Source organism: Devosia sp. P1_H9, from assembly GCF_056405135.1.
On the sequence record NZ_JBFUCQ010000006.1, the window covers coordinates 200,371 to 214,680 of the forward strand.

Consider the following 14,310-nt stretch of genomic DNA (forward strand, 5'->3'; position numbering starts at 1 on the left):
AGCACCCATAGTCGTAGTTGCCCCGGTCGCCGGCTGACGACCGGGATTGGTCGGTGTCTCGCGCTATTCCCCCATGGCGTGCGCGCGTTCCTCGGCGGTCATCGGCTTTGCCGCCTTGGGGCGGCGCAGCAGGAAGACGATGGGCAGCGAGGCGAAAGTGATGATCATCATCAGCTTGAAGTCATCGAGGAAGGCGAGCATCGCGGCCTGCTGCGTGATCATGCCGTGCAGCGAGCCGACGACATTGGCGAAGCCGCCCGCGGCCGTCGCGAAGTCGCGCAGCGGGCCCGAGTCGAGGGTGATGCGCTCGGCCAGCTCGCCATAGTTCACCACCTGCATCTGCGCGAGGATCATCGTGACGAACGAGATGCCGACACCCTGGCCCACGTTACGGATGAGGCTGAACATCGAGGTCGCATCGACACGGTACTTCGCGTTGATGGTCGCGAATGCCAGCGAGTTGAGCGGCACGAAGATGAAGCCCATGCCGACGCCCTGGATAAAGCCCGATACGAGGATCGGCCCGGAGCTCATCACGATGTCGAACTCGGTCATCATGAACAGCGAGTAGCCCATCAGCAGGGTACCGGCGACGATCAGCAGGCGCGGGTCGTACTTTGACACCAGGCGGCCGACGACGATCATCGACACCATCGTTCCGATGCCGCGTGGACCCATCAGCAGTCCGGTTTCGATCACCGGAAAGCCCATCAGCCCCTGCAGCATCGGCGGCAGCAGTGCCAGGCCGGAGAACAGGGTGATGCCGGTGATGAAGATCAGCGTCAGGCCGGTGACGAAGTTGCGATCCCTGAACATCGCCATGTCGATGAACGGGTTTTCGGCGGTCAGGCAGTGAACCACGAACACCCACACGCCCGAGATGGCCAGCAGCAGGTAGATCCAGATTTCGGCCGAGTCGAACCAGCCGACGCCCTGGCCGCGATCGAGCAGCATCTGCAGCGACGCGACGGCAAGCGCCAGCATGCCGAAACCGAAGAAATCGAACTTGCGGACCTTGATGGCTGTGTTCGGCATCAGCGCGAACAGCATGAAGAAGGCAAGAATGCCGACCGGCAGGTTGACGAGGAACACCGCGCGCCAGTTGAACGTCTCGGTCAGCCAGCCACCCAGCGTCGGCCCGATGATCGGCCCGAACATGATGCCGGCGCCAAAGATCGCCATCGCCTGCCCGAGTTGCTCGCGCGGGTTGATGTCCATCATCGTCGCCTGCGCCAGCGGCACCAGCATGGCGCCACAGACGCCCTGGATGACGCGGAACAGCACCATCTGGGTCAGATTGGTGGCGATACCGCACAGCAGCGACGCCGCGGTGAAACCCACGACGGCAGCGAGCAGCAGGTTACGCCGGCCGAAGCGGTCGGAGAACCAGCCGGTGAGCGGCGTCGCGATGGCCGCGGCGACGATGTAGGAGGTCAGCACCCAGTTGATCTCGTCCTGCGACGCACCAAGGCTGGCCCGCATGTGGGGCAGGGCAACGTTCGCGATAGTGGTGTCGAGCACCTGCATGATCACCGCCACCATGATGGCGGCCGTCAGCAGGCCCTTGTTCTTCACCACAACGGTCGGGGCCGAGATAGCGGGAGCGGCGGCAGCCATTTTAGAGCGCCTTCGGGCCTTCGGCAGCCTGGGCCCCTTCGGGCTTGGTGTCGACGTTGACGGAGGCGCTCATGCCGGCGCGGAGCAGGTCCGTTCCCGTGTCGCACGAGATGTTGACCGGCACGCGCTGCGTAACCTTCACCCAGTTGCCGGTGGCGTTCTGCGCCGGGATCAGCGCGAACTCCGCGCCCGTTGCCGCGCCGATCGACGCGACCTGGCACTCGATCGCCAGCCCGGGATAGGCGTCGACCTTCACCTCGGCCGGCATGCCGACCGATAGAGTGGTGAGCTGCGTTTCCTTGAAGTTGGCCTCGACCCAGGTGTCGCCGGTTTCCACCAGCGTAGCGATGGTCGAGCCGGTGTTGATGAACTGGCCGACATTGAGGCTCGCGACCTGGCTGACGATGCCGTCCGCGGGAGCGACGATCGTGCTCTTGTCGAGGTTGCGCTGGGCGTTGTCGCGCGCCGCGAGGGCCGCGCGCACCGCGGGATGGTCGTCGGTCTTGATGTTGGGATCGCCACCGAGTGCCGCCGTGGCGTTGGCCACGTCCTGCTCCTCGAGCGACACGTTCGACTGCGCCTGCTGCAAGGCAAGACGTGAGTCATCGAGTGCAGACTCGGCCGAGATGCCCTGCTTCTGGAGGTTCGACGCGCGGTCCCATTCCTTCTGCCGGATGGCGAGGGTGGATTTGGCGGCCTCGAGCTTGGCGGTGGCCGTCGAATAGCCGACGCGCAGCTGCTCGACATTCACCCGGGCGGTGGCGAGCGCGGCGTCGGCCTGGCTGAGGGCGATACGATAGGGCTCGGCGTCGATGGCGAACAACGCATCGCCGGCTTTGACCAACTGGTTGTCCTTTACCGCCACCGAAACGATGCGGCCTGCGACGTCGGACGACACCGACACCTTGGGCTGCTGCACATAGGCATTGTCGGTTTCGACATAGCGCCCGCCGGTCAGCCAGAAATAGCCGCCACCTGCCGCCAGCACCACCGGCACCGCCAGCATCAATGCCAGCCGCTTGCCAGAACGCTTCTTCTTGGCCGGCGCCTCGGGGGTGGCGACCGCCTCCGGCTTCGCTGCCTCGGCGGCCGGGACCAGAACCGGCTTGGCTTCGCCGGGAGCAGGGGGTGTAACGCGGGCGTTCATTTCAGACTTCCTCGAGTTCGGCCGCCTGGCCGGAAAGATTGTCGCGCATCCTCATGAGCGCAGAAATTACTGTTTGCCGATCCTCGGGGGAGACTCCCTCGAGGGCGGCCTCATACATGGCGAGCCCGACCTTCCGGGCCGTTGCATAAACTTCTTCGCCCTCGGTCGTCAGCCGGGCGAGCTTGGCGCGGCTGTCGGTGGGGTCGGCATAGCGGTCGATCAGGCCCCGCTTCTCCAGCCGGTCGAGCACGCCCGATACAGTCATCGGGTCGGTGTCGGTCGCCGCGGCCAGCGCCACCTGCGTGATGCCTTCGTTCATGCCGACATGCGCCAACACCTTCCACTGTGGCAGCGTGATGCCGTGGATGCGGGCCTCTTCCTCGAAGCGGCGCTTCATCAGTCGGCCCACTTCGTTGATCAGGTAGCCCAGCGGGGCTTGGTGCTTGTATCCGAAATTCGATTTCATAAGTGCACATATAATAAGTGCACATACGAAGTCAATGAACCGGACCGTTAGCATGCTATCTAAAGACGCTTTGCTGCCATGCATGGCGCGCGGGACGACTCGATCGCCGTTGCATCGAGAAAGCGTTGCGCGATGAAACTTAAAGCAGGGTCAGACAGTTATCTTCGCAGAGGCCCAAAACACGCGCGCGAAGGCGAGCGAAAATGGACAGCCACATCAAGCACGCGCCACTGTCGGGTCGACTTGTCATGTTGGGGTTCGGCAGTATCGCGCAGGCAAGCCTGCCGCTGCTGCTGCGTCACCTCGACCTGCCACCAGAGCGGATCGAGATCATCACGGCCGATGACAACGGCGTTGAGATTGCTCGCGCCTATGGCGTGGGGCACCGGATCCTACCGCTGACGGAGCACAACTATCGCGAAGTGCTCGAGCCGCTGATCGTGCCGGAGAGCTTTGTGCTCAACCTGTCGGTCGGTCTTTCCAGCACCGCCTTGATTGAGTTCTGCCGTGCCCGCGGCGCCCTCTATCTCGATACCTGCATTCAGCGCTGGCCGGGCGACGACCCCTTCGGCTTGCGTACGCAATCAGAGCGGTCCAACTACGCCCTGCGCGAGGAGGTGCTGGCCCTCCGCGGTGAGCGCCCCGCCGGTCCCACCGCGGTCATGACAATGGGGGCCAACCCCGGCCTTGCCTCGATCTTCGTCAAGGAGGCGCTGTTGCGCATGGCGGACGACGCCGGCATCGACCCGCCCCACGAGGCAGAGCGGGTCGCCTGGGCCAAGCTCGCCCGCACGCTCGGGATCAAGGCGATCCATGTCGCCGAGCGCGACACCCAGCTGAGTGCGCAGCGCAAGCAACGGGACGAGTTCGTCAACACCTGGTCGGTGCCGGGCCTCGTGACCGAGGGGCTGCAGCCGGCCGAGCTCGGCTGGGGCACGCATGAGCGTCACTGGCCCGAAGATGCCGAGCGGCACTGCTTCGGCTGCGGCACGGCGATCTATCTCAACCGCCCCGGCGCCTCGACCCGCGTGCGCAGCTGGACGCCGGTCGAGGGCGCCTACCAGGGGTTCCTCATCACCCATTGCGAGTCGATGTCGATCAGCGACCACCTGACCGTCCGAGAGGCCGGGCGCGTGGTGTACCGGCCGACCGTCCACTACGCCTACCACCCCTGCGACGACGCCGTGCTGTCATTGCACGAGATGGCGGGCAGGGGCTGGGTGCCGCAGCACCGCGCGCGGATCATCCGGGACGATGTCGTCTCCGGCATGGACGAACTGGGCGTGCTGCTGATGGGCAACGAACGGGGCGTCTACTGGTTCGGCTCGCGCCTCGGCATCGAACAGGCCCGGGCGCTGGTGCCGCACAATAACGCCACCAGCCTGCAGGTCGCGGCGGGCATCCTCGCCGGCACCGTCTGGGCCATCCAGCACCCCGATGCCGGCATCGTCGAACCCGACGACCTCGGCCACGAGGACATCATGCGCGTGGCGCGGCCCTATCTCGGCGACGTGGTCGGTGTCTACGGCGATTGGTCGCCGCTCGATGGCCGGGGGCAGCTCTTCGCCGAAGACCTGGACCGGGACGACCCCTGGCAGTTCAAGAACCTGCGCGTCTGCTGAAGACGCCCTCGATGGGGTGACCCCGACCCGGTGGTCGTGGCGTCTGGCATTTTCGATCAGCATGCCCTATTTCCCGGGCATGGCACACGACCTCGCAACCGCCCGCCGCCTTTCGGTGGCCCCGATGATGGATTGGACCGACAGGCATTGTCGGTACCTGCATCGGCTGCTGACGTCTCGCGCACTGCTGTTCACCGAGATGGTGACCAGCGCAGCCGTCGTGCATGGGCCGCGCGAGCGGCTGCTGGGGTTCGATGCGGTGGAGCAGCCCGTAGCGGTGCAGCTCGGAGGGTCGGACCCGAAGGAACTGGCCGAGGCGACCCGCATCGCCACTGAGTTCGGCTATGCCGAGATCAACCTCAATGTCGGCTGCCCGTCCGATCGCGTGCAGTCGGGCCGTTTCGGCGCCTGCCTGATGGCGGAGCCGGACCTGGTTGCGGAGTGCGTCCGCGCCATGCGCGACGCCACCGACAGGCCAGTGACGGTGAAGTGCCGCATCGGCATCGACGATCAGGATACCGAAGAGAGCCTCGACCGCTTCGCCGACACCATGGTCGCGGCCGGCGTCGATGCGCTCTACGTTCATGCGCGCAAGGCCTGGCTCAAGGGCCTGAGCCCCAAGGAAAACCGCGAAATCCCGCCGCTCGACTACCCTCGCGTTCATCGCCTGGCCGAGCGGCTGGCGCCACTGCCGGTGATGCTGAACGGCGGCATCAAGTCGATCAAGGACGCCGAACTGCACATGGCGCACATGTCGGGCGTGATGCTCGGGCGGGTCGCCTATCACGAGCCGATGCTGCTGACGCTGGTCGACGAGCGCTTCTTCGGCGCGCGGGAGCGGACCGTTGAACTGCGCGACGTGATGCTTGCCATGGCCGACTATGCCGAGCGCGAGATCGGCAAGGGTGCGCGGCTCAACAACATCACCCGCCATATGCTGGGCCTCGCCAACGCCCGCGCCGGCGCCCGCACCTTCCGCCAGATCCTGAGCGTCGACGCCTGCAAGCGCGGCGCCGGTCCAGAAGTCATCATGCGCGCCTTCGACGCGCTGGAGCCGGAACTGGCGCTGGCGGTTTAGTTGAGGCCGTCCCCGTGGGACGACCCTCATCCGTCTCGGCCTGCGGCCGATCCACCTTCTCCCACAGGGGGAGAAGGCGCCCGACTGAGAACCCACGGTCCCATCGCCTTCTCCCCTTGTGGGAGAAGGTGCCCGAAGGGCGGATGAGGGCAGGGAGCCACCGGCCTCTAGTGCTTGTCCTTCCAGAAATCCGCCTGTAGCTGCGCCGCTTCCTCCGCTAGCATCGGCCCTACGATCTCCGTCGGCCGTTGCCCCGCCTCGAACACAATGTGGCAGGGCAAGTCGAGCGTCGGGTTCTCCTCGTGCGCGCCAGTCTGCGCCTTGAGGTCGCGTTCAGTCTGGCCGAACACCACGCGGCCGATGCCGGCCCAGTAGATGGCGCCCGAGCACATCGCGCAGGGCTCGGCCGAGGTGTAGAGCGTACAGTCCTTCAGCTCTTCGAGGCTGAGGTTCTTGGCCGCCCAGGAAGCCAGCAGCTTCTCGGCATGCGCCGTGCGGTCGCCGCCTTCCGAGCTGTAGCCGTTGCCCTGTTCGCGCAGCACCTTGCCGTGCTTGTCCGCCAGCACCGAGCCGAACGGATGATCGCCGCCATCGCGCGAGCGCTTGGCCACGGCGAAGGATTGGCGCAGCAGGGCTTCGTCATAGGGGCGTGCGGGCATCGGGGTCTCCGTTGATTGCCCACAGACTATGCCCGAGCCGGGCTCAGTCGACCAGTTCGAGCGCGTTGCCAGTCACCGCATAGCGGCTCAGCGTGCCGAGAAAGCTCATGCCGAGGAGGCTCGTTTCCAGCGCGCCGCGTTCCGCAATGAAGGCGCGCACATTATTGCGCACGATGCCGCCGACCTCGATCTGGTCGAGCGTAACGCTCGCCGCCTTGCCGGTGCCGTTGGCGGTGGAGACCGAGACGTTGTAGTTCAGCACGTCCGTAGCGATGCCGGCTTTCTCGGCGTCGCCATGCGTCAGCACCACGGCGCTGGCGCCGGTATCGAAGATGGTCCGGATGTCCGAGCCGTTGATGGTCGCGTTGATCTGGAAGTGCCCGTCGCGCCCGCCGCGGAACGTGGCCGTGCCGCGCTCTCCGTCGACCACCGCGATGCCGGGCATCAGCTCGCCGAATACCCGCGACGCGACCCCCGAGAGGTCGTCGCGATAGGTGTAGCCGACCAGCACGACGCCGAAGATGCCGGCCCACAGGATCAGGTTGCCGAACAGCTCGGAGAACCTGTATCGCCGAGAGAACAGCCCGCCCGCGATGAAGATCAGGATGACCAGCAGCGGCAGCAGTTGGCCCAGTTGTTCCTGCGTGAGGCCGACCATCGTTCCGGCGTCGGCGCTGACCAGGAGTGCCAACCCGATGGCGATGACGATGGCGAAACCGATGAACAGCATGCAGATCCCTTCGCTGGCGCTTCCACGATAATGGGGTGGCGCCGGCGCAATTCAAGCAGTGCGCTGACCGGCAAACAGTGAACTCTGCGCGATCAGCCCATCGCCGACGATATCGAAGAAGGCCCGGACTCGCGCCGTCTTCCTGAGGTCAGCATGGGTGACGATCCATAGCTCGCGTGTCAACTCGATGACCGGACCGGCACTGGCCCGCACCAGCCCCGGCTCGATGTCGCCGAGGTAGCAGGGCAGCACCGCATAGCCGATGCCGGCCTTTGCGGCAGTGAACTGGTTGATGAGGCTGCTGGCGCGATAGACGATATGACGCGGCTCGATCTTCTCGCCGAGCCAGTCCGCCGCAGCGATACCGGTCACCTCCGCGCCCCAGCCAATGAAGTCGCGCCCGGCCAGGTCGTCGACCGGCCCGAGCGAGGGCGCTCCGTAGATGGTCCAGGCGATGTCGGCGAGCTTCCGTCCGAACAGGTCTGGCTCCTTCGGCCGGGTGACGCGCAGCGCGATATCGGCCTCGCGCCGGCTGAGGCTCAGCACCCGGTTGTCGACCACCAGCTCCACCACGATCCCTGGATGCGCCCCGCGGAACCGAGCCAGCTGCTGTGTCAGGACGCTGTAGGCCAGCGTCTCCGACGAGGTGACGCGCAACGCGCCGGTGAGCCGCTGGTCGCGCCCGCCGACCTCGCGGCTCAGCGCATCCGCCTCCGTTTCGACCCGCTCGGCGGTGGTCGCAACGCGTTCGCCTTCGGTGGTCGTCTGGTAGACACCACCAGGCAACCGCTCGAACAGCCGCACGCCGAGCTTTTCCTCCAGCGTATTCAGCCGCCGGAAGGCGGTGGAGTGGTTGACGCCCAGCGCATTGGCGCCGCCGCCGAGGGTGCCGGCGCGGGCGATGGCGAGCACCAGCTTCAGGTCGTTCCAGTTTTCCATGGCTCTCGATATAGCATGGGCGCCGCTTGCAAACATGCAAATGCCGATGGCGAAATCACCATTCGCCTTTCGAAGTCGCCGCGACTAGCTCTCTGGCATCACCAACCCGGAGAGACCAAATGCAGCTCTACTATCATCCCTACGGATGCTCGCTTGCCCCAGCCATTGCCGCCGCCGAGGCTGGCGTCCCGCTCGATTTCACCTATGTCGACATCATGGGCGAGCCGCACACGCTGGCCGACAGCACGCTCTACACCGACATCAACGCCCGCAACTATGTGCCGCTGTTGGCGCTTGAGGACGGCAGTGAAATCAGCGAAGCCGGCATTATCCTGCAGTACCTCGCCGACCTGAACCCGTCGGCCGGTCTCGCACCCGCCCTTGGCACGATCGAGCGGCGGCTGCTCAACCAGTGGCTGACCTTCCTCGGCACCGAACTGCACAAGACCTACTCGCCCTGGCTGTTCCACCCCGAAGTCGGGGAACAGGCGCAGGACTATGCCCGCAAGCGTGTCGCCGCCCGCTACGCCATCGTCGAGCAGCAACTCGCCGGCAAGACCTGGCTGCTGGGCGAGCAGTTCACCGTCGCCGACGCCTACCTGTTCGTGATGGTCAACTGGGCCGCCGCGGCGAAAACGCCGCTCAGCGACTTCCCCAACATCCGCGCCTGGTTCGAGCGGATGAAGGCCCGGCCGCACGTCCGAGAGGCGATCCGGCTGCACTCGGCCAGCCCTGAGGCCAAGGCCGCCTAGACGAACACCAGCAACACGGTCAGCACGGCGATCTCGATCAGCGCTTGCAGCGCCCCGATCAGGTCGCCGGTCTGCCCGCCGATCAGCTTGCGGCAGGCCCACACCCACGCCGCTGCGACACCCGCTGCGACGCCCAGCGACACGATCACCGCGACGACGCTGGTGAACGGCGCCGCGAGCACGAAGGCCAGCAGTACGGCAAAGCCCATGCCACCGAAGAACGCCCGTCGCGACACCCGGCCAACCGCCGCCGAAGCACCGCCCTCGCGCGCATTGGGCAGCGCGACGCTGAGCCACAGCGAGGCGGACCGTCCGATCACCGTCGAGGCGAGCCAGATGGCGCCGGCCGCAAGCGGGTTGTGGGCAGCGACCCCGCCGATCGCCGTGATGCGGAACAGCAGATAGAGTCCAAGCGCCGCCACCCCATAGGTGCCGTGCCGGCTGTCCTTCATGATCTCGAGCCGGCGCTCGATGCTTGCTCCGCCGAACAGCCCATCGGCGCTGTCGGCAATCGCGTCGTCGGCCATCGCCCCGGTGGCCACCAGCATGGCGGCGACGCCCAGCGTGGCGGCGAAATAGCTCGGGATCCCGGCCCAGGCCGTCAGCATCATCAGCAGCGCCGGCAGGAACCCGATGGCGACGCTGGTGAAGCCCAATCCCACCGCGATGCGGTTGAGAACGGGCTTTTCGAACGGGCTGTCACCGGTTGGCAGCCGCGAGAAGAACCGCAAGCCCATGATCAGGTCGTCGGTCAGCCGCCAGCCATAGGCAGGAGGCGCCTCGGGTGGCGTGACCGGGCGATGATTGTCTTGCCGTGGGGGCGATCCGGGGGCGTCGTCACTCACTTGCGGTTCCCTTGCCATGGGGCGATGCTCGCTTGTCCTTCAGCCTTGGGGGCAATGCAAGATGAGTGTCACCCAGTTCGAACTGGTGTCGCATTGGCGGATCGCTGCGCCGTTGGATCGCGTCTGGCCCGAGATCGCCGATGTCGACACCTGGCCCTCGTGGTGGCGCGCCGTTCGCAAGGTGGAGCGGCTGCGCGACGGCGACGCGAGCGGGGTCGGAGCAATCCGCCGCCTGACCTGGGCCACGGCGCTGCCCTACACCATCACGTTCGACGTCGAGTCCACCGGCATAGAGCCGATGCGCCTGATTGAAGGCCGCGCCAGCGGCGAGCTGAACGGTGTCGGACTTTGGACGCTCACCACCGACGGCGACGGCACGGCAGTGCGCTACGACTGGCGCATCGACCTCGGCAAACCCTGGATGCGCGCCTTCGCGCCAATCCTGCGTCCCGCCTTCGCCTGGAACCACAATGTGCTGATGGGCTGGGGCGAGTCCGACCTCAAGGCCCGGCTGGGCATCGGCTGAGCCCGGGTCAGCACTGCTGATCCCGATCGTGCTGGACTCTTGGGGCCGGACTCGCCCATGAGTGGCGTCCCCCGATCCGGAGCTGAAATTGCCGTCCCCCTTCGCCGACATCATCGACCTCCTGCATATCGCCCCCTCGGGCGACGAAGCCGCGGTCGCTGCCATCCGCCAGCGCGATCGCCAGCTCACCAAGCCGCCCGGTTCGCTCGGCGAGCTAGAGGGGCTGGTCGAGTTTCTCGGCCGCTGGCAGGGGAAGGCGAAACCGACGCTCGATAACCCCATGGTCGCGATCTTTGCCGCCAACCACGGCGTCACCGACCAGGGCGTCTCGGCCTTTCCGCGCGAGGTGACGGCGCAGATGGTCGCCAACTTCACCGCCGGCGGCGCTGCGATCAGCCAGATCTGCGCGCTGCACGAGCTGAACCTACGCGTCTTCGAACTCGCGCTCGAACTGCCCACCGGCGACATCACGCGTGAAGCGGCGATGGACGACAAGATGTGCGCCGCCACCATTGCCTACGGCATGGAGGCGATCGCCGGAAAGCCGGACCTGCTCGCCATCGGGGAGATGGGCATCGGCAACACCACCATCGCCGCCGCGCTCTACACTGCCCTCTATGGTGGCACCGGTGCTGACTGGGTCGGTCGCGGCACGGGCGTCGATGATGCCGGCCTCAAGCGCAAGGCCGATGCGGTTGATCGCGCCATCGCCTTCCATGCCGGCGCGCTCACCGATCCGCTCGCCATCCTCGCCCGCCTCGGCGGTCGCGAAATCGCCGCCATGCTCGGCGCCATCATCGCAGCGCGCCAGCAGAAGATCCCGGTGATCGTCGACGGTTTCGTCGCCACATCCGCCGCCGCCATCGCCCATGCCGTGAACCCGGATTCGATCGACCACTGCATCTTCGGTCACGTGTCCGCCGAGCATGCCCATGCCCGCGCGCTCGAAGCGATGGGCAAGCGCTCGCTGCTGAGCCTCGGCATGCGGCTGGGGGAGGGGAGCGGCGCGGCCCTCGCGGCGGTGCTTGCCAAGACCGCGCTTCACCTGCACAAAAACATGGCGACCTTCGGAAGCGCCGGGGTCAGCGACAAGGAGGCGTAGGCGATGATCGCGGCCGGTGCGCAGTCGACCATCGGCCTCGCCACTGGCCATCTCGTCGCTCTGTTGCAGCGCAATACCGGCGACCTGGTCCGCAGCCTGCATCTTGTCGGCTCCGTTGCCGATGGCGATTTCCGTCCGGGCAGGAGCGACCTCGATTTCGTCGCTGTTCTATCGCGGCAACTGACTGATGACGACGCCGAGGCGCTGGTCGTCGTCCACCGCAGCTATCGCACCGACCCGACCCTGCCGAGCCTCGATGGCGTCTGGCTGACGGAGGACGAGCTGCACGCCGGCCCCGACGCTGTCGCGGATGGGCCGACGTCCCAACAGGGCGATTTCGTCGTGGTGGCGCGCGGCAACCGCAACCCGGTGACGTGGTTCGCGCTCGCCGACGCCGTGACAGTCATCGGGGAGCTAGACCGCGACGCGCTGTGGCACGACCGGGAACGGCTCGTCGCCTGGGTGCGCGGGAACGCCGAGAGCTACTGGCGGCGTTGGTTGGCCCGGGCGTCGGGCGTTTCGTCGACAGGAGTCCAGATGCTCGGCCGCGCCATGCCGATGTGGGGCGTCCTCGGCATCAGCCGCCTCCACTACACCAAAGCCACGGGCAAGATTGCTTCCAAGTCCGCGGCTGGCGAGTGGGCACTGACGGCGTTCGATCCGCGCTGGCGGCCGATTGTGGAGGAAGCGCTAGCCTATAGGAGAGGCGGGCCGTCGCCATATGGCAACCCGTTCGCCCGGCGGCACGATGCACTGGCATTCGTCGATATGGCGATCGGGGAGATCGTTGACGACCGCCATGCGAGAGCGAGCAACCACTAGGCGACGCGATGTACTTCCTTCGTCCCGGCATCAAGCGCGATCCCCAGCGACGCTGGGCGCTTCCGGACCGCATCTTCTTCGGTCACGGCGCCTGCCACATCCTCGCCGGCACATATCTGGCCGCTCCGCCGCTAGCTGGATTTCGCGCGGAGCGAGTAATCCCCGCCAACGACTTTGCCGGCAATCACATCTACCTGACCGATGGTGAAATCGCGTTCGACTACCACGGCTATTCGGCGCGAGGCCGGCTGCTGGCACACCATCGAAAGAAATGGTCCACGAGGCACGCGGGGTGGGATTGCCTTATCGAGCGCGTGGACTTCGACTTGTTGAGCACCGAAGCGCTAAACGCGCGCAAAATGCTTGGACCGGATCAGTACCTGTTCGACGCCGTTGCGCGCGCCGCACGGTTCATCGCCAGGATCGATCATCGAAACGCGATCGCCAAGGCGACCAAGACGCTCCCAATCTCGGCATCGGAAGGCGGTACTCAGCTCGCTTCCGAGTAAATCTGCAACCGTGGCTTCTTCTCCACCACCGGCGCCAGGGCATCCATCACCCGCGCCCGCGGGAAGGTCGCGATCACCTCGGTTCCGAACCGCAGCTTCGAGAAGAGGTCGAAGCGCCCCTGGTGCAGTTCCATGATCTTCTGCACGATCGGCAGCCCCAGCCCCGCACCCTGCTCGGCGGTCTTCTGCGCCAGCGAACCCTGGCCGAACGACGACAACACCGTCTCGATCTCGTTCTCGGGAATGCCCGGACCGTTGTCGCGCACGCTCAGCAGCTGCCCGCCATCGCCCGAGCGCGTCACCATCAGGTGCACCTTGCCCGATTGCGGGGTGAACTTGATGGCGTTGGACAGCAGGTTCAGCACCACCTGGCGGATCGCCCGCTCGTCGCCCCAGAGCTTGGGCAGGTTGTGCGCATAGCTGACGCTCAGCTCGATGCTCTTGGCCTTGGCACGGATCTCCACCATGCGCCGGCAATCCTCGGCGATATCGATCAGCGACACCGCCTCTTCGTTGAGGTCGTACTTGCCCGCCTCGATGCGGCTCAGATCGAGCAGTTCGTTGATAAGGTTGAGCAAATGCTGGCCGGACGAATGGATGTCGCCGGCATATTCCTTGTACTGCGGCACGTTGTGCGCCCCGAGCAGCTCGGACTGCAGCACCTCCGAAAAGCCGATGATGGCGTTGAGCGGCGTCCGCAACTCGTGGCTCATCGTGGCGAGGAACTGCGACTTGGCGATATTGGCCTGCTCGGCGTGGCGCCGAGCCTCGTCGCTCATCTCGCGCGCTTCCTCGAGCTCGTTGATCAGCGAGTCCTTTTCCGCCTGGTGCTCGATGGTCTCGAGTTCCGACTTGTAGAGCTGCTTGGCCAGGTACACGAAGAACATCTCGCCGCCAACAACGACCGCGGCCAGCGCCCAGTTCAGCGTGCCGCCGGCCGTGACGAGGCTCATCGTCACCGTCACCGCGGAGGGCAGCGTGCTGGACAGCGTGGCGCCAGGCAGCGTGCGCGTCGATACGGCATTGGCGGCGATCCCGATCAGCGCCATGGCGAACATTGCCACCAGCAGCGGTCCGGCATCGGTGGTCATCAGCGTGAACAGCGACAGCAACGCCCAGGCGATGCCGTTCACCATCTCGGCGACGACGAAGCTGGCGGTCCAGCGCCCGGCGTTGAACTTCTCCTGCGGCTCGTCCTTGAAGCGGCGGCAGAGCCAGGCCACGGCCAGATTGGCGACGATCACCAGGGCCGCCCAGCCCGCGGCGGCCAGCGGCGACACCCACAGGCTGGCGAACAGCGCCAGGATCAGCACAAGGGCCGGCACGGCCAGCAGCCCGCCAAGCCGGGAGCTGGCATATTCGTCCAGCAGTTCGAAATCGAAGGAAGCGCGGGTGCCGGAGCTCGAGGTGAGGCGCTGGCGCGCGTCGAACACCGTCCGCTGCGAGTTACGGCGAAGCTCGCGACCCATCTGGGCGCGCACGTCTGCATCGTGCAT

Annotated in this window: 15 protein-coding genes; 7 read left to right on the forward strand and 8 right to left on the reverse strand. The window is 66.2% G+C overall.

Going from position 1 to position 14,310, the window contains the following annotated elements; genetic code table 11:
• Positions 1 to 63: 63 nt before the first annotated feature.
• Genes AC1DYL_RS13455 through AC1DYL_RS13465 form a run of 3 tightly spaced genes read right to left on the reverse strand, consistent with a single transcriptional unit; the run spans position 64 to position 3,230 of the window.
• Positions 64 to 1,617 (reverse strand): DHA2 family efflux MFS transporter permease subunit, encoded by a 1,554-nt coding sequence (locus tag AC1DYL_RS13455; protein WP_477150274.1) that lies wholly within the window; start codon positions 1,615 to 1,617, stop codon positions 64 to 66.
• 1 nt (position 1,618) lies between these two features.
• Positions 1,619 to 2,764, reverse strand: a complete 1,146-nt coding sequence (locus AC1DYL_RS13460) for an HlyD family secretion protein (protein ID WP_477150275.1) — start codon at positions 2,762 to 2,764, stop codon at positions 1,619 to 1,621.
• A 1-nt stretch (position 2,765) separates the two neighbouring features.
• Positions 2,766 to 3,230 (reverse strand): MarR family winged helix-turn-helix transcriptional regulator, encoded by a 465-nt coding sequence (locus AC1DYL_RS13465; RefSeq protein ID WP_477150276.1) that lies wholly within the window; start codon positions 3,228 to 3,230, stop codon positions 2,766 to 2,768.
• Positions 3,231 to 3,433: 203 nt separating this feature from the next.
• On the opposite strand from AC1DYL_RS13465, the gene AC1DYL_RS13470 reads away from it, so the two are divergent.
• Both AC1DYL_RS13470 and dusA read left to right on the forward strand, forming a co-directional pair.
• A complete protein-coding gene (locus AC1DYL_RS13470) occupies positions 3,434 to 4,852 on the forward strand; it encodes a homospermidine synthase (RefSeq protein ID WP_477173532.1) in 1,419 nt (472 codons plus the stop codon).
• Between the two features lie 61 nt (positions 4,853 to 4,913).
• Positions 4,914 to 5,930 (forward strand): tRNA dihydrouridine(20/20a) synthase DusA, encoded by a 1,017-nt coding sequence (gene dusA / locus AC1DYL_RS13475; RefSeq protein WP_477150278.1) that lies wholly within the window; start codon positions 4,914 to 4,916, stop codon positions 5,928 to 5,930.
• A 167-nt stretch (positions 5,931 to 6,097) separates the two neighbouring features.
• Here dusA and AC1DYL_RS13480 read toward each other — a convergent pair whose 3' ends face one another.
• Genes AC1DYL_RS13480 through AC1DYL_RS13490 form a run of 3 tightly spaced genes read right to left on the reverse strand, consistent with a single transcriptional unit; the run spans position 6,098 to position 8,258 of the window.
• Positions 6,098 to 6,589: a nucleoside deaminase gene (locus AC1DYL_RS13480; RefSeq protein WP_477150279.1), complete on the reverse strand. Its 492-nt coding sequence runs from the start codon at positions 6,587 to 6,589 to the stop codon at positions 6,098 to 6,100.
• A gap of 43 nt (positions 6,590 to 6,632) precedes the next feature.
• Positions 6,633 to 7,319, reverse strand: coding sequence for a retropepsin-like aspartic protease family protein (locus AC1DYL_RS13485; protein WP_477150280.1), 687 nt, complete (start codon positions 7,317 to 7,319; stop codon positions 6,633 to 6,635).
• Between the two features lie 51 nt (positions 7,320 to 7,370).
• Positions 7,371 to 8,258: a LysR family transcriptional regulator gene (locus tag AC1DYL_RS13490; protein WP_477150281.1), complete on the reverse strand. Its 888-nt coding sequence runs from the start codon at positions 8,256 to 8,258 to the stop codon at positions 7,371 to 7,373.
• A gap of 119 nt (positions 8,259 to 8,377) precedes the next feature.
• Here AC1DYL_RS13490 and AC1DYL_RS13495 point away from each other — a divergent pair, with 119 nt between their 5' ends.
• Positions 8,378 to 9,010, forward strand: a complete 633-nt coding sequence (locus tag AC1DYL_RS13495; RefSeq protein WP_477173533.1) for a glutathione binding-like protein — start codon at positions 8,378 to 8,380, stop codon at positions 9,008 to 9,010.
• Here AC1DYL_RS13495 and AC1DYL_RS13500 read toward each other — a convergent pair.
• Positions 9,007 to 9,855, reverse strand: coding sequence for an adenosylcobinamide-GDP ribazoletransferase (locus tag AC1DYL_RS13500; RefSeq protein ID WP_477173534.1), 849 nt, complete (start codon positions 9,853 to 9,855; stop codon positions 9,007 to 9,009). The two genes, AC1DYL_RS13495 and AC1DYL_RS13500, sit on opposite strands and share 4 nt — an antisense overlap.
• A 61-nt stretch (positions 9,856 to 9,916) precedes the next feature.
• On the opposite strand from AC1DYL_RS13500, the gene AC1DYL_RS13505 reads away from it, so the two are divergent.
• The 4 genes from AC1DYL_RS13505 (at position 9,917) to AC1DYL_RS13520 (ending at position 12,814) form a co-directional block, all read left to right on the forward strand.
• Positions 9,917 to 10,381, forward strand: coding sequence for an SRPBCC family protein (locus tag AC1DYL_RS13505; RefSeq protein WP_477173535.1), 465 nt, complete (start codon positions 9,917 to 9,919; stop codon positions 10,379 to 10,381).
• Positions 10,382 to 10,469: 88 nt separating this feature from the next.
• Positions 10,470 to 11,483, forward strand: coding sequence for a nicotinate-nucleotide--dimethylbenzimidazole phosphoribosyltransferase (cobT, locus tag AC1DYL_RS13510; RefSeq protein WP_477173536.1), 1,014 nt, complete (start codon positions 10,470 to 10,472; stop codon positions 11,481 to 11,483).
• A 3-nt stretch (positions 11,484 to 11,486) separates the two neighbouring features.
• Positions 11,487 to 12,305, forward strand: a complete 819-nt coding sequence (locus AC1DYL_RS13515; RefSeq protein WP_477173537.1) for an aminoglycoside adenylyltransferase domain-containing protein — start codon at positions 11,487 to 11,489, stop codon at positions 12,303 to 12,305.
• A gap of 8 nt (positions 12,306 to 12,313) precedes the next feature.
• Complete coding sequence (locus tag AC1DYL_RS13520) at positions 12,314 to 12,814, forward strand: hypothetical protein (RefSeq protein ID WP_477173538.1); 501 nt, start codon at positions 12,314 to 12,316, stop codon at positions 12,812 to 12,814.
• Here the strand turns inward: AC1DYL_RS13520 and AC1DYL_RS13525 are convergent.
• Positions 12,796 to 14,310 (reverse strand): sensor histidine kinase, encoded by a 1,515-nt coding sequence (locus AC1DYL_RS13525; RefSeq protein WP_477173539.1) that lies wholly within the window; start codon positions 14,308 to 14,310, stop codon positions 12,796 to 12,798. The genes AC1DYL_RS13520 and AC1DYL_RS13525 overlap by 19 nt on opposite strands.

Coding starts and splice junctions, on each gene's coding strand:
- AC1DYL_RS13455 (WP_477150274.1), bottom strand. CDS start 1,617: ATGGCTGCCGCCGCTCCCGCTATCTCGGCCCCGACCGTTGTGGTGAAG.
- AC1DYL_RS13460 (WP_477150275.1), bottom strand. CDS start 2,764: ATGAACGCCCGCGTTACACCCCCTGCTCCCGGCGAAGCCAAGCCGGTT.
- AC1DYL_RS13465 (WP_477150276.1), bottom strand. CDS start 3,230: ATGAAATCGAATTTCGGATACAAGCACCAAGCCCCGCTGGGCTACCTG.
- AC1DYL_RS13470 (WP_477173532.1), top strand. CDS start 3,434: ATGGACAGCCACATCAAGCACGCGCCACTGTCGGGTCGACTTGTCATG.
- dusA (WP_477150278.1), top strand. CDS start 4,914: ATGCCCTATTTCCCGGGCATGGCACACGACCTCGCAACCGCCCGCCGC.
- AC1DYL_RS13480 (WP_477150279.1), bottom strand. CDS start 6,589: ATGCCCGCACGCCCCTATGACGAAGCCCTGCTGCGCCAATCCTTCGCC.
- AC1DYL_RS13485 (WP_477150280.1), bottom strand. CDS start 7,319: ATGCTGTTCATCGGTTTCGCCATCGTCATCGCCATCGGGTTGGCACTC.
- AC1DYL_RS13490 (WP_477150281.1), bottom strand. CDS start 8,258: ATGGAAAACTGGAACGACCTGAAGCTGGTGCTCGCCATCGCCCGCGCC.
- AC1DYL_RS13495 (WP_477173533.1), top strand. CDS start 8,378: ATGCAGCTCTACTATCATCCCTACGGATGCTCGCTTGCCCCAGCCATT.
- AC1DYL_RS13505 (WP_477173535.1), top strand. CDS start 9,917: ATGAGTGTCACCCAGTTCGAACTGGTGTCGCATTGGCGGATCGCTGCG.
- AC1DYL_RS13515 (WP_477173537.1), top strand. CDS start 11,487: ATGATCGCGGCCGGTGCGCAGTCGACCATCGGCCTCGCCACTGGCCAT.
- AC1DYL_RS13520 (WP_477173538.1), top strand. CDS start 12,314: ATGTACTTCCTTCGTCCCGGCATCAAGCGCGATCCCCAGCGACGCTGG.
- AC1DYL_RS13525 (WP_477173539.1), bottom strand. CDS start 14,310: ATGCACGATGCAGACGTGCGCGCCCAGATGGGTCGCGAGCTTCGCCGT.